This window comes from Chromobacterium sp. LK1, assembly GCF_001043555.1.
In the GTDB taxonomy this organism is placed as follows: Bacteria; Pseudomonadota; Gammaproteobacteria; order Burkholderiales; family Chromobacteriaceae; genus Chromobacterium; species Chromobacterium aquaticum.
Genome location: NZ_LDUI01000050.1, coordinates 1 through 21867, shown reverse-complemented (window position 1 = coordinate 21867; position 21867 = coordinate 1). Strand labels below are relative to the sequence as shown.

Genomic DNA, 21867 nt, shown 5'->3' with positions numbered 1-21867 from the left:
GTCCACGTGACCGATGGTGCCGACGTTTACGTGCGGTTTAGTCCGCTCGAACTTTTCCTTAGCCATGGCAAAATTTCCTGAATACGAAACAACACAAAGTAAATGGTGGTGCCCATGGGCAGAATTGAACTGCCGACCTCTCCCTTACCAAGGGAGTGCTCTACCCCTGAGCTACATGGGCCCTTAAAAACAGGCTATACGCTTGGAGCGGGTGAAGGGAATCGAACCCTCGTCGTAAGCTTGGAAGGCTTCTGCTCTACCATTGAGCTACACCCGCCTGCAACAACAACCTACAGCAACTTTCGTCGCACACGCCAAGACGTCAAATTCTGGTGGAGGGAGAAGGATTCGAACCTTCGAAGGCAGAGCCGTCAGATTTACAGTCTGATCCCTTTGACCGCTCGGGAATCCCTCCTGAAAGAGACCCGAATAATATAGATAGCCCCGAACACCGTCAACAGCTTTTTGCGCTTTTTTCTAATTATTTTACGCAAAAAACGAAAACGCCCCGGCTTGGCCAGGGCGATCTCAATGAATTCATAAACTTAGCGTTTACGCCTGCCCAGAGATTTTCAAATATTTCTGATGCAGCTGATCCTGCGTCTCCGGATGGGCCGGATCCAGCGGGATGCAATCCACCGGACAGACTTGCTGACATTGCGGCTCATCGTAGTGACCCACGCACTGAGTGCACAGATTAGGATCGATCTGGTAGATCTCTTCGCCCTGCGAGATCGCATTGTTCGGGCACTCCGGCTCACAGACGTCGCAGTTGATGCATTCGTCGGTAATCATCAAAGACATAGTAAATTCCTCAAGTATTCCACATCATGAATTTTGTCACCCGACAGTCGGGCTCGCAAGCTCGCCCCGTTATATATTTATGAGCCCGCCTGCGGATACTGGCTCAGCTGGGTTCCGCCGCCCGGCGCAGCAGGCCGTAGTGCACCTGCCCAGCCTTGGCCTGTTTCAACACCTCCCAGCCCGGCAATGCTTCTGGCCAACGCCGCGCCTCCACGTACACCAAGCCATCCTCGCTCAGCATCGGAGGCAACAACGGCAGCACCTGCTCCAGCAAGTCGGAATCGAATGGCGGATCGACGAAGACGACATCGAAACGCTCGCGGCAAGCTTTCAGATACGCCAAGGCTTCCTGCGGCGCTACGTCTATCGCCTTCGCGGACAATAATTGCCGATTGGCTTTCAAGGATTCGGCCACGACGCGGGATTTCTCCACCATCACCACCCGACGCGCTTCGCGCGATGCCGCCTCGAAGCCCAGGGCGCCACTGCCGGCAAACAGATCCAGGCAGGATTTGCCGTATAGCTGCTGCCCCAACCAGTTGAACAGCGTTTCCCTCACCCGGTCCGGCGTTGGCCGTAAACCCTGAGCGTCAGGAAATGGCAGCAGACGGCGTCGATACTCGCCACCGATGATTCTGACCGTGTTACGCGACTGACTCATAATGCCCTGCCCAAAAAACAAGGGGCTGAGTGTACCCCGATACGCGCCGACGCGCCTCATTGTTGCGCAAACCCGCCACCATCTGTCGCACACGATGTCACAGTAGGCAGTTTATGCCTTATATATAGATTCCGGATTTTCTCGTTCGTCGCCACCTGGCAGCAACAATTGGGTAAGCCATCTCATTTGAGGATACAATTTAGCCATTTACCGAATTCAGCCGGCCTTAACGCATGTTTAGCTTCTTCAAAAGAAAAACCAAATCCGAACCCACGCAGCCGACGGAGGCGCAAACCGATAGCACGGTGGAGCTCGCCCCGATTGAGGCAATGGAGTTCCCGGCGCCGCAAGCACATGCCGAGCCCTTGGCGCCAGAGCCCGCCCCGGTCGCGCCCGAACCTATCGCCGAGCAAGCCCCTATCGCCATCTCCGCGGAGCCCAGCGCCCCCGAGGCCGAACCTGCCTCCTTGAAAAAGATGAGCTGGACCGAGCGGCTGAAAGCCGGCCTGTCCAAAACCAGGGACAAGCTTGGCAAGTCCCTGGCCGGCCTGTTTGGCGGCGGCAAGATCGACGAAGACTTGTATGAGGAGTTGGAAACGGTGTTGCTCACCGCCGATATGGGCGTGGACGCGACCAACCATCTGCTCGGCGATGTGCGCGAACGCGTCTCGCTGAAAGGACTGAAAGACTCCGCCGAACTGAAAGGCGCGCTGAAGGAATCGCTGAGCGACTTGATCTCCCCGCTCGAGCAAGGCCTGGACGTCAACGGCAAGAAGCCTTTCGTCATCATGATGGCCGGCGTCAACGGCGCCGGCAAGACCACATCGATAGGCAAGCTGGCCAAGTACTACCAGAGCCAGGGCAAGAGCGTGCTGCTCGCCGCCGGCGATACTTTCCGCGCCGCCGCCCGCGAGCAATTGATGGCCTGGGGCGAGCGCAACAATGTCACCGTGATCGCCCAGCAAGGCGGCGACTCCGCCGCTGTCTGCTATGACGCGATTCAGGCAGCCATTGCCCGCGGCATCGACATTGTACTGGCCGACACCGCTGGCCGCCTGCCCACCCAACTGCACCTGATGGAGGAAATCCGCAAGGTGAAGCGGGTGATCCAGAAAGCGCTGCCGGAAGCCCCGCACGAAATCATTCTGGTGCTTGACGCCAATATCGGCCAGAACGCGATCAATCAGGTCAAGGCCTTCGACGATGCGCTGGGCCTGACCGGCCTGATCTTGAGCAAGCTGGACGGCACCGCCAAGGGCGGCGTGATCGCCGCCATCGCCAAGCAGCGCCCGGTTCCCTTGCGCTTCGTCGGCGTCGGCGAAAGCATAGACGACCTGCGCCCGTTCAAGGCCAAGGATTATATCGACGCGCTGTTCGACTGAACGCGCCGCACTACGCGCGCTCTCACACATGCCGTCACCAGCTAAAGCGGGAACAGAATAAATGATCCAGTTCGACCAGGTCACCAAGCGCTACCCCGGTGGCAATGAAGCCCTGAAAAACCTGTCCTTCAACATCGACACCGGAGAAATGGTCTTTCTCGCCGGCCACTCCGGCGCGGGCAAGTCCACCTTGCTCAAACTGGTCGCCGGCATTGAGCGGGCCACCGCCGGCGGCGTTATCGTCAACGGCCAGAACCTGTCCAAGCTGCGTTCCAGCCAGATTCCCTATGTGCGCCAGCATATCGGCCTGGTGTTCCAGGATCACAAAATCCTGTTCGACCGCAGCGTGTTCGACAATGTGATGCTGCCGCTGGACATCATCGGCTTCGACCGCCGCGACGCCGCCAAGCGCGTGCGCGCGGCGCTGGATAAGGTGGGCCTGCTCAGCAAGGAAAAAACCATGCCGATCCGCCTGTCCGGCGGCGAGCAGCAGCGCCTGTGCATCGCCCGCGCCGTGGTGCATCGCCCCAGCATTCTGCTGGCAGACGAGCCATCGGCAAACCTGGACCGCGCCTATGCGCTGGACATCATGGAATTGTTCAAATCCTTCCACCAAGTCGGCGTCACCGTGCTGATCTCCGCTCACGACGAAACCCTGATGGAAGACTACGGCCGCCGGATCATCCGGCTGCGGGAAGGACAATTTGCCGCATGAAACACTATCTGTACCTGAACTGGCAAAGCGCCAAACTCGCGCTGCTCAAGATTTTGCGCCAACCATTCGGCAGCCTGCTGACCCTGCTGATGCTGTCGCTGGCGCTCGCCCTGCCACTCTCTCTCTACCTTGCCATCAGCAGCGTGCAAGACTGGGTGGGGAGGCTGAGCGCCACGCCTCAAGTCACCTTGTTCATGGAGTTGTCGGCGGAAGAAGCGGATCTGGCCGCGGTGACTTCTACCTTGACCCATCACCCCAAGGTCAAGAGCTACAGTTTTGTCAGCAAGGGCCGCGCGCTGGCCGATATGGAAAAGCGCAATGGCTTGCCAGGCCTGACCGATGGCCTGGACAGCAACCCCCTGCCCGACGCCTTCGTCGTCACGCCAAAGGCGCTGGAGCCGCGCGAACTGGAGATGCTGCAAAAAGAGCTTTCCGGCCTGCCCATGGTGGAGCAAGCCCAGTTTGACGCGGACTGGGCCAAGCGCCTGTACGGCATGGTGGAAATGGGCAAGCATCTGACCTGGTTCCTCGCCGCCGCGCTCGGCATCGCACTGGTCCTGGTCACCAACAACGCGATCCGCATGCAGATCCTGGCGCGCCAGGATGAAATCGAAGTGTCGAAACTGATAGGCGCGCCGGACAGCTTCATCCGCCGTCCCTTCATGTATCACGCGATGTGGCAGGGCATACTCGCCGGACTCGCCGCCTGGGGGCTGACCACCTGGCTGACCACGGTGGCCAACCCGGCGATTCGCGACTTTGCACAGCTTTATGGCGAACGAGTCGAATTACGCAATTTGAGCCCGGTTGAACTCGCCATCGCCATCGCCGCATCGGCAATGCTGGCCATGCTCGGCGCCCGCTTGGCCTCGGATCATCACCTGCGCAAGATAGAGCCCAAATAACCCGTGACGAGCCGCTATGTAAGCGGCTCAACAACTATTAATCAGTCTGTTCACGCCGCTAGAAGGCCACTGCGTTACTATCGAGTCAATAGAAAAAGTCATTGACGCAGGAACCTTTCATTGCTAGCACTCTCCATATACGAGTGCTAACATATCACTACCCAAGGAGGTAGTTATACAGATGACCACAACATTTGCTTTGCCCGTCCCGTCCACCAGCGGCAGCCTGGAGCAATACATCCAAGCTGTTAACAGCGTGCCCATGCTGACGCCTGAGCAGGAAAACGAGCTTGCAACGCGCTTTCAGGAGCAAAATGACCTGGAAGCCGCGCGCCAGCTGGTGCTTTCGCACCTGCGCGTGGTGGTATCGATTTCCCGCGGCTACTCCGGCTACGGCCTGCAGCAAGCCGACTTGATCCAGGAAGGCAATATCGGCCTGATGAAGGCGGTCAAGCGCTTCGAGCCCGATCGTGGCGTGCGCCTGTTCTCCTTCGCCGTGCACTGGATCAAGGCCGAGATTCACGAGTTCATCCTGCGCAACTGGCGCTTGGTGCGCATCGCCACCACCAAGCCGCAGCGCAAGCTGTTCTTCAATCTACGCAGCATGAAGAGCAGTTTTTCCGCGTTGTCGGAAAACGAGGCTCGCCAGATTGCCGACGATCTTGGCGTCAAGCCGGAAGAAGTCCGCGAGATGGAAACCCGCATGAGTGGCCAGGATATCGCGCTACTGGCGGACGACAACGATGATGACAGCTACGCGCCGATTGACTGGCTGGCCGACCATCACAATGAGCCGACCAAAGAACTGGAGCGTCGCGCTTTCGACCACCTGCAAACCGAAGGACTGCAGCAGGCGCTGGCCACGCTGGACCCGCGCAGCCGCCGTATTGTCGAAGCTCGCTGGCTGGCCGACGACAGCGGCTCCACGCTGCACGAATTGGCCGCGGAGTTCGGTGTATCCGCCGAGCGCATCCGCCAGATCGAAGCCAAGGCGCTGAGCAAGATGAAAACCGCGCTGAGCCAGGGCGTCGTCATCGACGGCTGATTCCGGCCCCGAAGCCACAAAAAAACCACAGGCTTGCCTGTGGTTTTTTCTTTGGACGAGCGGCCAAGTTACTCGGTGATGGTCTGGTATTTGGCCGGCAGCTTGGCATAAGCGTCACGCGCCACTTCTCGCAAGGGTTCCCAGTCGGCATTATCATCGTCCAACGTCCCCAGGAACACCCCAGCGTAAGTCGGGAATGACGCCAAAGTCATCCGCAGCGTCTGCTCCGCCTGCGACTGCTGGCCCGCCAGAATCTCCAGCTGCGCGCGTTTCAACATCACCTCGGGATACGGCCGGAACGCGGCCAAGCGATTTTCCAAGGCCAGCTTGCGCGCCAGCTGATCCGGACTTACTTTCAGGTAATCATCCACCGTGTACAAGGCATGGTAGGCAAACAGCGGCTGGGTCTCGGCGATCTCGATCAGACGCTCCATCCGCGCGGCATCGCGCTTGGCGTCATTGGTCGGCGTGTATAAACCCACCAGCTCCCAGAACATGGACAGACTGCTGAACGAAAGCCAGCCCACCCAGATCAAGGCGGTGAACAGCGGCAGCCGCAGAGGCCAGGCCAGCTGTCGCTGCCCACGCGGCGCCATCGCCGCGAACACCACCAGCATTGCCAGGAAATAGTAATACCACAGCGGATACTCCAGCATGCTGTGCGTCAAGGTCACGGCCAGACAACCCAGCGCCAGCACACCTTCCAGGCTGGCGCGCTGACTGAAGAACGGCCACAACACCCAGATGAAACCAGCGACGATCAATACCGTCACCACGCCGCCCATCTCCGCCAGCAACTGCAAGATCAGATTATGGGAATTGGTGAACAAGCCGCTATTGAAACCGGCGGCGGCGAACTGTGGCAGGGGTTGCAAGCGCACGCTCTCAGCGGCGAATTGCGACCAACCCACTCCCGTGACCGGATGCGCCCGGAAGCTCAACCACGCCTTATGCATTTCCGCGAAGCGGCGCGAGCCCATATCGTCGCCATTGGCCGCCAGGCGGGCCAGGCCAGACGCGTTCTGCAGATTCTCATGCGTCAACCAGGACAATAGGTGATTGAACCAAGGCAAGGCGAACTGCATCGCCAGCACTGACAAGCACGACAGCCACATCGCCCACAGCATGCGGCGCGACTCAGCGCTGCCGATGCGCCAGTGCCACAGCCCTGCCAAGACGGACAGCGCCACCAGATACAGCAGTATGGTGCGCGAACCGGCCCATCCCAACATCAAGGACAGGCCGAAAATCAGGATGGCCAGCCCCCAGCGCGGCAAGTTGCCCGCCGCGTACAAATAAACGGCGGCCACCACCGACCACATCAGATAGTGCGCATACTGATTGCGCTGGCCGATATGGCCGAAAATATTCGTCGTCGGATGCGCGCCATCGTAGAACAAGCCCAGGTCGGCGGCATAACCGGTAAGCTGGGCCACTCCGATCGCTGCCTGCACCAGTCCGCCAGCGAGCAAGCCCCAAGCCAACCACACCGCGAACCGCCGTTCCCCCAACTCTTCACGCAAAGATACCGTGACCGCGGCCAATAATGCCGCCGCCAGCCAAGCCAGCGCCACTGCGTAGTTCATGCCGGGAAACAACAGGGCAAGCCAGTATGGCTGCAGCACCCAGATAGCGGCCAAAGCCAAGCACCACCAAGCCGCTCGCGGCAGCTGCCGGAACAAGCCGCCGCTGGGCAGCAGGAACACCGCGGCGGCCAACAGCAGCCAGACCACATTGATCTCGCCAAACCACTGCGGCAGCGGCACATAATGGATGCGCGAGGCGAAAGGCAGAATGGCTACCAAAGTCAAGGCAACCATCGCTATGCGTGAAGAAAAACTCTGAAATGTCATTGGGTGCTACGCATCTTAATACAAGTCTGTTGGCAGGATACCTGATACCACAGCAACCATACAGCTAACCAAGCACAAATAGTTAGCTATCGCCTCAAAATATAGTTTTCCGCGTTACAGGGCTCGCCACCGTCATAACAACTGCCACCCTACCGGCATCTGTCCCCACGCCTCCTGCAATTCCTGCTTGCAGAGCTTTTTGTAACATCACCTTCACAGGCTCAAGCTGTGGTTGTGAATAAGGGCGTACTACGCTGATAAACTGCGGAATAAAATCGGGATAATTAGCAACAGCCAAGGCCATAGTTTTCTTCGCACTAGTAGAATCACCACTCAGTGCCTGGGCAATAGATAACTTTACCAAGACTAAAGGGAAAGGTTTTTTCTTTGCAACCCCACTTAAAAAATCACGCTGCACATACAAAGGAAATCCTACAGTTAAATAATTCACCAAAGCCAGATCAACCTCTTGACTCCAAATTAAATTACTCGCCATTCCCGCTAGCTCCACCTCTCTCTTCATGTTTTCACTATAGCTCAATACTGGTTGATAAATCTTAGCCAACCTCAAATAAATCTGAAAATTCATTAAAAAATAAAAAACACAAGCAACACCTAACAATACAGAAACCCACTTACCAAATCGTACACTTAACTTTATCCTAACCCCAGCAGCAGGGCTCAGAATACAGACCAACAATAGCATTAAAAGGAATGGCAAATACCATAATGGGTATTCAAACATAGAGTGGGTTAACAGCACTCCCCCAAGTGAGATCAAAAAAAGATTCTGCACACTTTGCTCACCTTTAAAAAAGTATGGGGTCAAACAAAATATCACCCCCCCGCCAAGCAGTGATACCCCCACAAAGCCAGTTTCAGCAAGCAGTTGAAATAATAAATTATGGCTATGTACAAACAACCAACTTTCCGGCACCTTTGGCCACCCTCCATATGTTTCCAGCCATACGGAATGCCAAGAGTACCCCCCAAGGCCTACCCCCAAAATAGGGTGCTCCAAAAAAACTTGCCAAGCCTTACTCCACTCAACGCGACGACGAGCTCCAGTGCCCCCTTCACTTATCCTATCCAAGCCACTATTCACATTAACAGACGACCCAAAGTCTTGCAAAACTTCCAAAATATCATGATTCAAAACCTGCAGCACCAATATTAAAAAAACAACAAAAGCAAGCCCACCACACATAAGCACCACACCTCTACCACCCCTGTTTCTCTTTAGCCAGAAGCACGCTAGAATTATAAATCCGGCAACATAAATAAGTGGTAGTCTTGCCCCACTCCATGTAACAAGAAGTGCTAAAAACATTGTGGCCGGAACAAAAAAACAAGCTCGCAAGACCTTTGTGGCAAGTAAATAGCTGGCCGCCACCAGTCCCCAGCATAAGAACTGTGCAAATAAATTTCTTTGCCCAAAGTTCCCCATAGCCTCACGCGGACCTGCTGAGCCAAATAAAAATACACCTTTAAAATACCAAGCGATCCCCAACACTTGGCAAAAGCCAATAATCGCCTGCAGAAGCGATGCCAAAAACACAGCCCATGCAAGCCAGCTCACCAACTCACCTCTAGTTCCAGCTGTATAACCGCTCACAATCAAAGAAAGCCAAGCCAAAACAAAAAACAAAGCAGGAAATACCGGCACAGCCTCATCTGTATCAAACAGTAGAAGCACAGAAAAAGCTCCAAGCACCAAAAAGGCAACCGAGACCCTACTCTCTTTTAAATCAAATTTATTAAACAAAAAAAACAAGCCAAGCAAAAACAAACAGAATGCATTAGTTAACCAATCAGGCGACACTGAAAAATGCCATGCATTAAAGAATGGCACAACTACTGACAACACTAAAAACAAGTTTGCGTACTTATGCCTCATTCTATGCGCCATATAAAACAAAAACGGACAGCAAAGCTGTCCGAGAGATTAATCATGAATTAACGACACTCTGGAGGAGCATAGTTAGCAGATAGGGTTGCCGCACCTGGTGCACCTGTCTTACCCGAGGCATAACAAGTCCAAATAATTGGGGAACTCGGAACCGTGCTACCTGTGGCAGTTCCTGCCAAAGCAGTACTACTGGAAGTAGGAACAAGCGAAAGGGTATTAGAACCGGAAGCAGCTACATTCGTGTTATACGTGATATCAATGCGACCTGTAGTCTGATCGATAGTAATTGTATTGACACTTTTTGCGCCACTTATTCCGGTATAACCACTATTAAAGAACGTGCCATTAGACGCATTTTCAGCAACCGCCAGTTTTGCCGCCGAAGCTAAAGTAAGCCCCTCCGTAACCCGTGCACGGATTGTATAGTTCTGATAAGCCGGTATCGCAATAGCAGCCAAAATACCAATGATTGCGACAACAATCATCAGTTCAATCAGCGTAAAGCCTTGCTGAGCCTGTTTATTCATTGTGATCTCCATGTGCTATCTGTTAAGCGTCTACACCATTCAAGCAAGTCTGGCCTGCTGTAAGGTATAGTCTAGCTATTTAGCAGAAAGCATGCCATAGGCAAATCTACAATCCCCTTTGCCAACGATCGGGAGCACCACTCTCCATTTACGCCAGAATGTGCCCTTTTTAGTCACATCATTCAACGGCATTGCCACCCATGCTAGGATAGTGTTCATTAAATTAAATATTGACCTAGTGATGAACAACCAAACCTGGCTGCAACGCAGCTTCAATGCCGTCTGGCACCCTTGCACCCAGATGAAGCGCCATGAGGCCTTGCCCATCGTGCCCATTGCCAGCGCCGAAGGCGTATGGCTGACCGACTTCGATGGCAAGCGCTACCTGGATGGAGTCAGTTCCTGGTGGGTCAATCTGTTCGGCCATGGTCATCCGCGCATCAAGCAGGCGATCAAGAATCAGCTGGACTCTCTCGAACACGTGATGCTGGCCGGCTTTACCCATCGCCCAGTGGTGGAGTTGTCGGAGCGGCTAGCCGAGGCCAGCGGCCTGGCGCACGCGTTTTACGGTTCGGATGGCGCCAGCGCGACCGAGATCGCGCTGAAAATGAGCTTTCACTACTGGCGCAACAAAGGGCTTCCGGGCAAGAAGCGTTTTATCAGCCTGGAAAACAGCTATCACGGCGAGACCGTCGGCGCCTTGGCGGTGACTGATGTGCCGCTGTTCTCACATACCTATGCCGAATTGCTCAAGCCCGGCTTGCGCGCGCCTTCGCCTGACGCGCGCCGGGCCTTGCCAGGACAGAGCGCGGCGGATGTCGCGCTCGCGGCAATCCAAAGCATGGAAAAGCTATTGACCGAACATGCCGGCGAAGTCGCCGCCGTCATCGTGGAGCCGCTGGTGCAAGGCGCGGCGGGAATGGCGATGTACGATCCGCTCTACCTCAGCGAGTTGCGCCGGCTCTGCGATCAATTCCAGGTACACCTGATTGCCGATGAGATCGCCGTCGGCTTCGGCCGCACCGGCAGCCTGTTCGCCTGCCAGCAAGCCGGAATCACCCCGGACTTCCTCTGTCTGTCCAAGGGCATCACCGGCGGTTTCCTGCCTCTTTCCTGCGTGTTGACCAGCAGCCCGATTTACCAGGCCTTCTATCACGATGACGTCAGCCGCGGCTTCCTGCACTCGCACAGCTACACCGGCAATGCCTTGGCTTGCGCCGCGGCGCTGGCGGTACTGGATATCTTCGCTGAAGAAGATGTGCTCACACAGAACGCGGCCAAGGCGGCGCGTTTCGACGCGATGATGAAAGGCCTTCAAGCTCGCCCGGATGTGCGCGATTTCCGTCGCACCGGCATGATCTGGGCCTTTGAAGTCGCCACCTGCCGCGCCGACTTCGCCCAGGCTTGCTTCGCCGCCATGCTGCATCGCGGCTGCCTGTTGCGCCCGATAGGCAACACCATTTACTTCATGCCACCCTATACGATCAGCGATGAGGACATGGCGTTCTTGATCGCCGCGACCACAGCCGCGCTGGATGAACTGGCGCATGCATCCAACAGCCCGGACGGTCACGGCATCGCTTTGCCTTGATCCGCCTTGCCATGACGGTGGAGTGCAAATAGCATGGGATTTGGCAAGATTTACATCATGAATCCACTTGCATGCGCTCACTCAGCCTGCCACAACAAAACATGGATCCTCTGCTGATAGACACTCAACCGGATAGCGTGGCGGCATGGCTGGATCGGTTGCCATTCACCGACTTGCCTGAATGCGGGCGTTTGTTGAGCCAGTCCTTGCAAAACCTGTCCCGGATTGCGCTGGACAGCCATTTGCGCCACAAATTGCTGAAGCTGTACTTGAAGGCGCTGGATCGCTACTACCCCTTGCTGGAAAACGAGATCCGCCAACATGACAGCCTGGGCAATCAGAAGGTGCGCCAGCTTGCCCTGCTGAGCGTTGAGTTGTTTGCGCTGATCTTCATCACCTTCAAGCAAATCCTGCACGATCGGCTGAACAAACGCAGCCTGCTGGATAGAGAGCAGCCCAAGATCGAGCTAATGGCCTATACCATGATGGCCGCGCGCCAGTTGCTCAGCATCAGCCAGCAATGTTATTGCCCAACTCCACCAGAGTTCTGGTACGACTGTCATCAACTGCACGCCTTCGCCCGCGGCCGTGGCTGGCTGGATAAGGGTCTGGCCAATGACGACACCATCCAGACCATCTATCTGCAGCTATTGCTGATGGGCCTGACGTCCAGCAACCGGCTGGCGCCCACCGAACAAGCGCTGTCGCGGCAATTGATCTTCGACCTGGCGCCCAAGTCCCGCTTGATACCGGTCGAAGCCTTGTCCCAGGCTGTCCATGGCTATCTGGTGGACCAGCAGATCGACTCGCCGCCGCGCTTTCTGCCGATTTCGGCGAACAAGCTCGGCCCCAACTGCTTTCTATTCGATCTTGAGCCGCTGCGCGATATCCTGGAAAAAAGCCGAGAAGCCTTGCAAAAGGCACAGAACAATCGCCAGCAAGGCCTGATGACCGACGAATTGCAGCTTTTGTCTATGCTGGTGGAAGAGTGGCACCAGCCCAAGCGACGCCGGCATCCGCGCCTGAAAACCCAAGCCATCGTCGAAATCATCGCCTCGGTGCCCGGCGTCTGGTTCCATTGCAATGATCTGAGCTGGCAATTGCCGGGCATGGAGGAAGAAAGCGCCGGCCGCCTGCGCGCGCCACCGCCGCCTTGCCTGCTGGCCATTGCCAATCAAAACGACAACGGCCTGCTGCTGCATGGCTTGCCGCGTGAACAATCGCTGCGCGCCGGCGAATTGCTGCTGACCACCCCGCCCGGTCAACCGGAGAACGCCCGCCTGGCCATCGTCCGCTGGATCTCGCTGCGCGCGGATGGCCGGGAAATCGAATGCGGCGTGGAATTCATCGCTCCCCCGCCACACGCGGTGCTGGCCATGCCCAGCATCACCCACGCTGGTGACAGCTTCCAGTTCGCATTGCGGCTGGAAGAGCGGCCGGGCACACCCAAGTTGCTGCTAATGGCTGGACGTCCGTACAGCCAGCTGCGCGAATTCCATTTGCGCGACGGCGAACAGGAAACGCTGATACGCGTGTCGCGACTGCATCTGCAAACGCCGCTGTTCCAGATCATGGAATATCGCAATAGCAACCATTTCTGATTCAGATCAAGCTTTTAACTCGACACGCCCCTTCCGCTCGCCCAAGATACAGCGCCAAACCGTATTGAATCAATGAGCTACGCGCTCAAGCGGGCGGCAAACCCGCGACCAGCCCGGCGCCAGCGGCGCGGCTGCGTTTTTTTCGGGTAAACTCCCCGGCATCTATTGTTTGATTCATGGAGTTTTGGATGCGCTCGGTTATTCACGCCGCCAACCGGATTGTGGTCAAGGTTGGCTCCAGTCTCGTCACCAATGATGGCAAGGGCCTGGATATGGCGGCGCTCAATCGCTGGGCCGCGGAAATTGCCGAACTGAAGCGACGCGGCAAACAGGTGGTGCTGGTTTCCAGCGGCGCGATTGCCGAAGGCTGCCAGCGCCTAGGCTGGACCGTGCGCCCCAAGGGCGTGCACGAATTGCAGGCTGCGGCGGCGGTCGGGCAAATGGGTTTGTGCCAGGCTTATGAAACCGCCTTCCGCGGTTTCGGCCTACAAACCGCGCAGATTCTGCTGACGCATGAAGACCTTGCCGATCGCACGCGCTACCTGAATGCCCGCTCCACGCTGACCAGCCTGTTGAACCTGAACACGGTGCCCATCATCAACGAGAACGACACCGTAGTCACCGATGAAATCCGCTTTGGGGACAACGATACCTTGGGCGCGCTGGTAACCAATCTGATCGAGGCCGACGCGCTGATCATTCTCACCGATCAGCAAGGCCTGTACCGCGCCGACCCGCGCAAACACCCGGACGCGGAATTCATTCACGAGGCCGTTGCCGGCGAAGCCCGGCTGGAAGAGATGGCCGGCGGCGCCGGCTCCAGCGTCGGCACCGGCGGCATGATCACCAAGATACTCGCCGCCAAGCGCGCGGCGCGCAGTGGCGCGGCCACGGTCATCGCCTGCGGCCGCGAGCATCAAGTGCTGTCGCGCCTGGCCGACGGCGAGGGCATAGGCACCCAGTTGCTGCCGCCCACCAGCCGCATGGCGGCACGCAAGCAATGGCTGGCCGATCACCTGAAGCTGTCCGGCCGCCTGGTGCTGGATGCCGGCGCCGCGCAAGCGGTGCGCGAACGCGGCACCAGCCTGCTGCCTATCGGCGTTTGCGCGGTGGAGGGCGATTTCCTGCGCGGCGAAGCAGTCGCCTGCGTCGATCAGAACGGCGCGGAAGTCGCCCGCGGCCTGGTCAACTACAGCTCCAGCGAGGCGCGCACCATCATGCAGAAGCCGACGCGGGAAATCGAGGCCGCGCTCGGCTACATGATAGAGCCGGAGCTGATCCATCGCGACAATATGGTCGCCTTGTAACACCCTGCCGGCCCGTCGCGCGCGTGGCCGCACCCCAGGCGGCAAGCCGGTCCAGGCTTGCCGTTCTACTTAATCACCTGCTTTCTAGAGGATTCACGCGTATGAAAAAGCTGGCCCTTTCGGCGCTTCTGGCTCTGACTTGGGGCTCGGCAATGGCCGAGGACGTACTCCATATCTACAACTGGAACAACGCCCTGTCCGCGGATACCGCCAAGCGTTTCGAACAATCGTGCAAATGCCGGCTGGTACAGGACTACTACGGTGACAACGAGGAAATGCTGGCCAAGCTGGCCGCCGGCGCCAAAGGCTACGACATGGTGTTTCCCACCGCCTTCGCGGTCAGCACCTTGATCAAGCAGGGCAAGACCCAGCCGTTGAACAAGGCGCAACTGCCCAATTGGAAAAACCTCAATACAGGCTACCTGGCGCTGAACGCGCCATTCGACGCCGGCAACAAGGTGGCGGCGCCCACCGTGGTATCGCTGACCTTATTGGGTTACAACGAGACCCAGCTGCAAAAAGCCGGCGTGCTGGCCCAGGCCAATAGTTGGGCGCTGCTGTTCGACCCCGCGGTGCTGGCCAAGATCAAAGGCAGGGTCACCGTGCTGGATTCGCAGCGCGAACTGATGTCCGCCGCCCTGCTCTATCTGGGCAAGGACGCCAACTCCACTTCCCCCGCCGACTGGAAAGCCGCCGCTGAAGTGATCCGCAAGGCCAAGCCCTATTGGGCCGCCTTCAATAACCAGAGTTATATCAAGGAACTGACCGTCGGCAATATCTGGGTGGCCCACGGCTATTCCAACGATCTGTTCCAGGCGCAGCAAGATGCGCAGCACGCCAAACGTCCATTCAAGCTGGCTTACCAGCCGCAGAAAGAAGGCAATATCCTGGCGGTGGACAATATGGTGGTGCTGAAGGATGCGCCGCGGCCGGACCTGGCGCACCGCTTCATCAACTTCATGCTGGACGGCAAGAACGCCGCCGAGATCTCCAACCAGATCGGCGCCACCAACCCGGTCAAGGCCGCGGAAGCGTTCTTCAAGCCGCAGATCAAGGCCAACCCGGTGATCATGCTGGACCCGGCCAAGGGCAAGTACGTGGCCTTGAAGGACCTGGATGTGAAGTCCCGACGCGAATTGAACCGCTTATGGTCGCAAATCAAGATCGGTCGTTGATCGATGCAAAAATCCCGGTCCTGAGACCGGGATTTTTTTCATTCACCGGGCGGGTGCTCGCCCTTGCGCATTTCCACCGCCTTCATGATCACATGGGCCAACATCGCGCACAGGAAGAACAACAGCATCACCCAGGCGATGGAGCGCAGCGTGTCGATGAAGGTATTGAATAATTCCAGCAGCCAGCGTTCACCGGTCAGGTCCAGCGCGGTGCTGCCCTTGCCCGCGGCTGGCGGCAGGTATTTCTCCAGCGACCATTGCCGCACCCCGCCGGACACCCCGGTGACCACGATGGCGAAGAAAATGTATTTGCGCCAGGCGTCGGTCAGATCCCGTCCCAGGATGCGCGCCAGAATCTTGTTGACCGCCGGATCGAAAAAACGCGCGGTGAGTACCGAAGTGGCAATCGCCACCGCCAGGGTCAGGCCAAACAGAGCGTAAAACATAATCGTCCCCCGCCGCAGCAGAATGCCGTGTCAAAGCCGGGATTGTACGCCTGAGCGGCGGCGGCGGCGATCAAGGGATTGCCGTGCTGCTGCGCGCAAGCGACACCGCCTCAATCCTTGAGCGGCAAGCCGAAATGCTGATAGGCCAGCGCTGTCGCCATCCGACCGCGCGGAGTGCGCTGCAAATAGCCTTGCTGGATCAGGAAAGGCTCGATCACATCCTCGATGGTATCCGTGGACTCGCCTATCGCCGCCGCCACATTGTCCAGACCCACAGGTCCGCCGGAGAACTTCTCCAGAATCGCCTGCAGCAGCTTGCGGTCCATGATGTCCAGACCGGCCGGGTCCACATCCAGCATCGCCAGCGCGGCGTCCGCCACCTCGGCGCTGACCGTGCCGTCGGCCTTCACTTCGGCGTAATCGCGCACCCGGCGCAGCAGCCGGTTGGCGATGCGCGGCGTGCCGCGGCTGCGGCGCGCTACTTCGAACGCGCCGTCGTCCGCCAGCTTGACGTTCAGCAAGCCGGCGGAGCGGCTGACGATGCGGGTCAGTTCTTCCGCGGTGTAGAACTCCAAGCGCGCGACGATGCCGAAGCGGTCGCGCAGCGGATTGGTCAACATGCCGGCGCGGGTGGTGGCACCGACCAGGGTGAACGGCGGCAGATCAATCTTCACCGAACGCGCCGCCGGCCCCTCGCCTATCATGATGTCGATCTGGTAATCCTCCAACGCCGGATAGAGGATTTCCTCCACCACCGGGCTCAGCCGGTGGATCTCGTCGATGAACAGCACGTCATGCGGCTCCAGATTGGTCAGCAAGGCGGCCAGGTCCCCCGCGCGCTCCAGCACCGGCCCCGAAGTCTGCCGCAGATTGACGCCCATTTCGCGGGCAACGATGTGCGCCAGCGTGGTCTTGCCCAGGCCGGGCGGCCCGAACAGCAAGACATGGTCCAGCGCTTCCTTGCGGCGCTTGGCCGCCTCGATGAAGATTTCCAGCTGCTCGCGCGCCTTTTTCTGGCCAACATATTCGTCCAGCTGCTTGGGGCGCAATGCGCGTTCCAGCGCCTCTTCCTGGCTGGACAGGCTTTGCTGGGTAACGACGCGCGGCTCGGGCGCGCCGCCGTACAAGTTGTCGGTTTCAATCATGGTGTCAGCCGCCGGCCAAAAAAACGAATGCCCAATCTTACCACCGCGGCGCTATAATCGCCGCTGGTCCGCCCAATCCTGGCGGACCAACGCAACGTCTTCAGGGCGGGGTGCAACTCCCCACCGGCGGTATGATCGCAAGATCGAGCCCGCGAGCGCTTCCGCCTCCCGGCGGAGGGTCAGCAGATCTGGTGACAGGCCAGAGCCGACGGTAATAGTCCGGATGAGAGAAGACGACAAGGCCGCGTGCCGCGCTCAGTCGCCGCCCGCGGCGTGGTCGCTGCGCGCTTGGCGCGCGGGCAGGCTTGCGCCGGCCCTTTTCACGCCCTGGAACCTGTTTCTCAAACTATCAGAGGACCGTTTCCATGAGTATCGCCTTATCCCCCGACACCTTGTCCCAACGCATCGAGGCGGCGCTGAGCGCCTTGCGGCTCGGCCTGCCGGTCATCGTTCCCGACGATGACGATCGCGAAAACGAAGCCGACCTGATCCTGGCCGCCGACGTGCTGAGCGAAGCCGAAATGGCACGCCTGATCCGCGATTGCAGCGGCATCGTCTGCCTGTGCCTGACCGCCGAGCATGCCGCCCGGCTGCAATTGCCGCCGATGACGCAGCGCAACGGCAGCCGCTACGGCACCGCTTTCACCGTCAGCATAGAAGCCGCTCAGGGCGTCAGCACCGGCGTATCCGCCGCCGACCGGCTGCGCACCATACAAGCCGCCGTCCATCCACAGGCGCAGGCCGACGACGTGGTCAGTCCCGGCCACGTCTTTCCGCTGGTCGCCGCCACCGGCGGCGTATTGAGCCGGCGCGGCCACACCGAGGCCGCGGTGGAACTGGCGCGATTGGCCGGCTTCCAGCCCGCCGGCGTGCTGTGCGAGTTGATGAATCCGGACGGCAGCATGATGCGCGGCGCGCAAATCCAGGACTATGCGCAGCGGCATGCGCTGCCCATTTTGAGCGTGGCTGAATTGGCCGCCTGGATCGCCGGCCAGAACTTAGCCGCCGCGCCGCTGTCTGCTTGATCTTTGCCTCCAGCCGCGGGCAACTGCCCGCGGCTCTGCCGCTGATCCGACCATGCTTCGCTTTCTCTCCTTCCGCAGTCTGCTGCTAAGCAGCTTTCTGATCGTCGCCGTCGTGCCCTCCGCGGTGCTGATCCAACTGCGCAATGAACTGGGGCAGGCCGCCACCACGCTGCGCTCGCACCAGGAGCAGGCCAAGGACTGGCAGGACGCCAACCGCGTGTCTCGCGAGCAATCCGCGCAGTTTGAACGCGCCACGCGCCAGGCCCAGATTCTGAAAGACCGCGCGCTGGCCAATGCCGCCGTCGGCGCCTGGCAGGAAATCGCGCTGTCCCAACAGAAGCTGCTGCGTAGCGGCAATCCGGCGCTGACGCGCAGCGCCGAATCGATCCTATCGATACAACCACAGTTACAGGCGCTGCCTGCGCGCGCCGGCTCACAACGGGACCGCCTGTTCCGGCAACTGGATCAGCACCTGAGCGCGCAAAGCCTGCAGATCAACCAACAATTGGACCAGAGCCAGCGCGAATGGCAGTCCTCGATCACCGAGATGCGCCGCACCGCCGATCGGCTGGCCTGGCTGTCGCTGGTCTCCGCCCTGCTGTTGGCGCTGGCGATGACGCTGCTGATCAGCTGGCCGCTGCGCAAGCTGCAAGCCAAGATTGCGCGCATGAGCGATGGCGCTCGCCTGCAGGACTGGCGGCAATCTGGCCCCGCCGACCTGCAGCGCCTGGCGCTGGAGCTCGCTCAGCTGGATCGGCGGCTGGCGGCGCTGGAAGAACAGAAAGGCCGTTTCTTCCGTCAGGTTTCCCATGAATTGAAGACCCCGCTGGCCGCCATTCACGAAGCCGCCGCGCTGTTGCGGGAAGAAGTGCTGGGCCGCTTGTCCCCACAGCAGCAGGAAATCGTGCTCATTCTGCAGAACAACGCGCAAACCCTACGTCTGCGCGTCGAGGCCTTATTGCGCTATGATGCCGGCCAATGGCTGTCCGATATCTTGACCGTCGAAGTCTTCGATCTGCCGGCGCTGATAGCGGACCGGCTGCAGGCCAGCCGCCCGCTGCTGCAAGCCAAGCGTCTGGGCGTCGATGTCGCCGGCGCGGCGTCCCGGGTTCGCGGCGACCGCTCCAAGGTGGAAACCATTCTCGACAATCTATTGATCAACGCCATCCGCCACAGCCCCGCCGGCAGCGCCTTGTCCATCCGCCATGGCCGCGACACCGGCGGTGTCTGGCTGGAAGTCTGCGACCAGGGTCCCGGCGTGCCGACGGCGCAACGCGAGCGGATTTTCGAGCCATTCTGGAGTGGCCCACCACCGCTGGGCGAACAGCCCGGCACCGGCTTGGGCCTGGCGATGGCGCTCGGCTTCGCCCAATTGATGCGCGGCGAACTGACGCTGGAACAGCGCCAGACCGCCGGTGCCTGCTTCCGCCTGAGCTGGCCGGAACCGGAGAATTTATCATGACGTTCCCCTTCATTGACGCCTGGCCGCGCCGGCTATTCTGGCTTTGCTGTCTGTTGAGCCTGGGCGCCTGCGCCCAGCCACGCCCGCGCGCCACCGCGCCGGCGGCGCCCATCATCCGCTGCCCGGATGCCAACCAGATCTTGTTGCTGCAAGGTCAGACCCGCGATGTCCAGGCCTTGGCCCTCGCGGGCCGGGAAAGCTGCGGCAGCAGTCGCTTGCTGGGGCTGTTGCAACAGCTCCAAGCCCCGGAAAACCGCGCTGATGCGCAACGGCTGCAAATCCAGTTCGAAAGCTTGCTAAGCAAACCCGAGCAATTGGACCCCGCCAGCCTCAGCCTAGCGCGCTCAGTGCTGCAACAATTGCAGGAACGCCGCAAGCTGACCGAGGCGCTGGAGCGACAGCAGGCGCAAAACCGCGACTTGCAGAAACGCTACGATGATCTGAACGCCAAGCTGAACGCATTGCGCGAAGTGGAGCGCGATCTGCAATTGAAACCCAGCAAGACCAAGGGAGCACAGCCATGAGCACGCCCGCCCGCATCATCCTGGTCGACGACGACCCGGATTTGCTGCGCCTGGTCGGCTTGCGCCTCGGCGCCGCCGGCTACGAAGTGGAAGCATTGGGCAGCGCCGAGGCGGCGCTGAACGCGCTGGCCGCGCGCCGCGCCGACTTGCTGCTGACCGATTGGCGACTGCCCGGCATCGATGGTCTGGAGCTATTCGAACAAGTACGCCAACGTTATCCGGCCATGCCGGTCATCCTGCTGACCGCCCACGGCACCGTGCCGGACGCGGTAGACGCGGTCAGCCGCGGCGTGTTCGGCTATCTGGTCAAACCCTTCGACGGCAAGGCGTTGCTGGACAAGGTTGCCCAGGGGCTATCGCTGGCGAGCCCCGGCCGCGCGGTCGATCAGGCGGCCGCCGGCTGGCGCTCCGGCCTGGTCAGCCGCAGCCCGGTGATGGAGGAACTACTGGCCGAGGCGCGCATGGTAGCCTCCACCGGCGCCAGCGTGCTGCTGCGCGGCGAGAGCGGTACCGGCAAGGAAGTGCTGGCCAAGGCCATCCATCTGGCCAGCCCGCGCGCCGGCCAAGCCTTCATCGCGGTCAACTGTGGCGCGATTCCGGACAATCTGCTGGAAAGCGAGTTGTTCGGCCATGAAAAAGGCTCCTTCACCGGCGCCAGCGCCCGCCAGACCGGCCTGGTGCAACAAGCCGACGGCGGCACCCTGTTCCTGGACGAGATCGGCGACATGCCGGCGCCGCTGCAGGTGAAACTGCTGCGTGTGCTGCAGGAGCGCGAAGTGCGCCCGGTGGGCGCGGCGCGGGCAACCCCGGTGGATATCCGTCTGGTATCGGCCACGCATCGCGAACTGGAAACGCTGATTCAGGAAGGCAGCTTCCGCGAGGATCTGTTCTATCGCCTGAACGTGGTGTCGCTGCGCTTGCCGCCGCTGGCCGAGCGGCGCGAAGACATTCCATTGCTGGCCGCGCATTTCCTGGAAAAGATCGCCACCCGTTACCAGAAAGCCGTCAGCGGCTTTGCCGCCGATGCGCTGGAATACCTGAGCGCCGCCTCCTGGCCAGGCAATATCCGGCAATTAGCCAATGTGGTCGAACAATGCTGCGTACTGACCACCGGCTCGCTGGTGACGCTGGCCCAGGTGCAGAAAGCAGTTGCCGGCGAGGCCAGCGCGATTCCGACGCTGGCGGAAGCCAAACGCCAGTTCGAGCGCGATTATCTGGAGCGCCTGCTGCGCCTGACCGGCGGCAATGTCAGCGATGCCGCGCGCTTGGCCGATCGCAACCGCACCGAGTTTTACCGCCTGCTGCAAAAGCACGAACTGACACCGGCCACCTTCAAGCAGGAATAAGCACCAGGCAGGCGCCGCTCACCGCTGGGTCAGGCGGCGCCGTCGACTGTCGCCTGGCAGCGACAAAAAAAATCCCTGCAAAAACAACATCTTGCCTTTCACGCCTTCAATGCTGTCGCCACCTGGCGACAAATCAGCCTGCCCCAGCCTCGCCTCCCGCCGTCAGAACAAATAAAAACCCTTTAAAAACAAAGACAAAAAAGAACTGGCACGCCTTTTGCACTAGGGGAGGTGCAAAGTTCGCGGCGCCTCAAGAAGTTCAGGCGCAAACGCTGTACCTCACTTTATCGAAAGGCTGATCCCATGAAAAAAACCACTCTTGCCCTTGCCCTGATGAGTTCCTTGCTGGCCGGCACTAGCTGGGCAGCTCAAGACGCCAGCGCTCCGGTCAATGACCAAGCTCAACGCGCCACCGCCGCCAAGGGCGATGCCAGCGCTCCGGCC

Annotated in this window: 19 protein-coding genes, 3 tRNA genes, 1 pseudogene and 1 riboswitch; of the genes and pseudogenes, 12 read left to right on the top strand and 11 right to left on the bottom strand. The window is 59.4% G+C overall.

The annotated features are described in order from the left end of the window. The 6 genes and pseudogenes from VI26_RS24080 to rsmD all read right to left on the bottom strand — a co-directional run. Nucleotides 1–66 (bottom strand): annotated as a pseudogene (locus VI26_RS24080) (elongation factor Tu); the annotation flags it as partial. A gap of 40 nt (nt 67–106) precedes the next feature. Beyond that, nucleotides 107–181 (bottom strand) — tRNA-Thr (locus tag VI26_RS19645). Nucleotides 182–203: 22 nt separating this feature from the next. Next, nucleotides 204–277 (bottom strand) — tRNA-Gly (locus VI26_RS19640). A gap of 53 nt (nt 278–330) precedes the next feature. Continuing rightward, nucleotides 331–415: transfer RNA gene (locus tag VI26_RS19635), tRNA-Tyr, on the bottom strand. Between the two features lie 137 nt (nt 416–552). After that, entirely contained in the window at nt 553–804 is a 252-nt protein-coding gene (locus tag VI26_RS19630) for a YfhL family 4Fe-4S dicluster ferredoxin (RefSeq protein ID WP_048411456.1), read from the bottom strand. A gap of 103 nt (nt 805–907) precedes the next feature. Continuing rightward, complete coding sequence (rsmD, locus tag VI26_RS19625) at nt 908–1465, bottom strand: 16S rRNA (guanine(966)-N(2))-methyltransferase RsmD (protein ID WP_048411458.1); 558 nt, start codon at nt 1463–1465, stop codon at nt 908–910. Nucleotides 1466–1698: 233 nt separating this feature from the next. Here rsmD and ftsY point away from each other — a divergent pair, with 233 nt between their 5' ends. The 4 genes from ftsY to rpoH all read left to right on the top strand — a co-directional run bounded on the left by ftsY (nt 1699) and on the right by rpoH (nt 5512). Beyond that, nucleotides 1699–2847 carry a signal recognition particle-docking protein FtsY gene (ftsY, locus tag VI26_RS19620; protein ID WP_048411455.1) on the top strand — a complete coding sequence of 383 codons (1149 nt, stop codon included), beginning with the start codon at nt 1699–1701 and terminating at the stop codon, nt 2845–2847. Nucleotides 2848–2908: 61 nt separating this feature from the next. Continuing rightward, a complete protein-coding gene (gene ftsE / locus VI26_RS19615; RefSeq protein ID WP_048411454.1) occupies nt 2909–3562 on the top strand; it encodes a cell division ATP-binding protein FtsE in 654 nt (217 codons plus the stop codon). Further along, on the top strand, nt 3559–4467 hold the full coding sequence (ftsX, locus tag VI26_RS19610; protein ID WP_048411453.1) for a permease-like cell division protein FtsX: 909 nt from the start codon (nt 3559–3561) through the stop codon (nt 4465–4467). The genes ftsE and ftsX overlap by 4 nt, the downstream gene beginning before the upstream one ends. Before the next feature lie 181 nt (nt 4468–4648). Then, entirely contained in the window at nt 4649–5512 is an 864-nt protein-coding gene (gene rpoH / locus VI26_RS19605; RefSeq protein ID WP_048411452.1) for an RNA polymerase sigma factor RpoH, read from the top strand. 68 nt (nt 5513–5580) lie between these two features. Here the strand turns inward: rpoH and VI26_RS19600 are convergent, their stop codons facing one another. From VI26_RS19600 to VI26_RS24070, 3 genes are all read right to left on the bottom strand, one after another. Then, nucleotides 5581–7332 (bottom strand): PglL family O-oligosaccharyltransferase, encoded by a 1752-nt coding sequence (locus tag VI26_RS19600; protein ID WP_231581061.1) that lies wholly within the window; start codon nt 7330–7332, stop codon nt 5581–5583. Nucleotides 7333–7459: 127 nt separating this feature from the next. Continuing rightward, nucleotides 7460–9262 (bottom strand): PglL family O-oligosaccharyltransferase, encoded by a 1803-nt coding sequence (locus tag VI26_RS24075; protein ID WP_197081543.1) that lies wholly within the window; start codon nt 9260–9262, stop codon nt 7460–7462. 59 nt (nt 9263–9321) lie between these two features. Beyond that, the gene (locus tag VI26_RS24070) at nt 9322–9801 is read right to left on the bottom strand and encodes a pilin (RefSeq protein ID WP_156183972.1); all 480 of its coding nucleotides are present in this window, start codon (nt 9799–9801) and stop codon (nt 9322–9324) included. 241 nt (nt 9802–10042) lie between these two features. On the opposite strand from VI26_RS24070, the gene VI26_RS19595 reads away from it, so the two are divergent. From VI26_RS19595 to VI26_RS19580, 4 genes are all read left to right on the top strand, one after another. Beyond that, the gene (locus tag VI26_RS19595) at nt 10043–11392 is read left to right on the top strand and encodes an adenosylmethionine--8-amino-7-oxononanoate transaminase (protein WP_048411450.1); all 1350 of its coding nucleotides are present in this window, start codon (nt 10043–10045) and stop codon (nt 11390–11392) included. A gap of 101 nt (nt 11393–11493) precedes the next feature. After that, entirely contained in the window at nt 11494–12993 is a 1500-nt protein-coding gene (locus VI26_RS19590) for a hypothetical protein (protein WP_048411457.1), read from the top strand. 188 nt (nt 12994–13181) lie between these two features. After that, nucleotides 13182–14300 (top strand): glutamate 5-kinase, encoded by a 1119-nt coding sequence (gene proB, locus VI26_RS19585; RefSeq protein WP_048411449.1) that lies wholly within the window; start codon nt 13182–13184, stop codon nt 14298–14300. Between the two features lie 101 nt (nt 14301–14401). Continuing rightward, nucleotides 14402–15475: a PotD/PotF family extracellular solute-binding protein gene (locus VI26_RS19580; RefSeq protein ID WP_048411448.1), complete on the top strand. Its 1074-nt coding sequence runs from the start codon at nt 14402–14404 to the stop codon at nt 15473–15475. Between the two features lie 38 nt (nt 15476–15513). On the opposite strand, the gene VI26_RS19575 is transcribed toward VI26_RS19580, so the two are convergent. Then, nucleotides 15514–15921 (bottom strand): hypothetical protein, encoded by a 408-nt coding sequence (locus VI26_RS19575; RefSeq protein ID WP_048411447.1) that lies wholly within the window; start codon nt 15919–15921, stop codon nt 15514–15516. Nucleotides 15922–16031: 110 nt separating this feature from the next. Next, a complete protein-coding gene (ruvB, locus tag VI26_RS19570; RefSeq protein ID WP_048411446.1) occupies nt 16032–17066 on the bottom strand; it encodes a Holliday junction branch migration DNA helicase RuvB in 1035 nt (344 codons plus the stop codon). Nucleotides 17067–17158: 92 nt separating this feature from the next. After that, nucleotides 17159–17305, top strand: a riboswitch (FMN riboswitch). A gap of 126 nt (nt 17306–17431) precedes the next feature. On the opposite strand from ruvB, the gene ribB reads away from it, so the two are divergent. From ribB to VI26_RS19550, 4 genes are read left to right on the top strand one after another with little or no spacing between them, the layout of a single operon-like run. Beyond that, complete coding sequence (ribB, locus tag VI26_RS19565) at nt 17432–18091, top strand: 3,4-dihydroxy-2-butanone-4-phosphate synthase (protein ID WP_048411445.1); 660 nt, start codon at nt 17432–17434, stop codon at nt 18089–18091. 52 nt (nt 18092–18143) lie between these two features. Beyond that, nucleotides 18144–19553, top strand: a complete 1410-nt coding sequence (locus VI26_RS19560; protein WP_048411444.1) for a sensor histidine kinase KdpD — start codon at nt 18144–18146, stop codon at nt 19551–19553. Continuing rightward, a complete protein-coding gene (locus VI26_RS19555; protein ID WP_048411443.1) occupies nt 19550–20077 on the top strand; it encodes a hypothetical protein in 528 nt (175 codons plus the stop codon). Before VI26_RS19560 ends, VI26_RS19555 begins: the two co-directional genes overlap by 4 nt. Next, complete coding sequence (locus tag VI26_RS19550; RefSeq protein WP_048411442.1) at nt 20074–21423, top strand: sigma 54-interacting transcriptional regulator; 1350 nt, start codon at nt 20074–20076, stop codon at nt 21421–21423. Before VI26_RS19555 ends, VI26_RS19550 begins: the two co-directional genes overlap by 4 nt. The last annotated feature ends 444 nt before the right edge of the window (nt 21424–21867 follow it).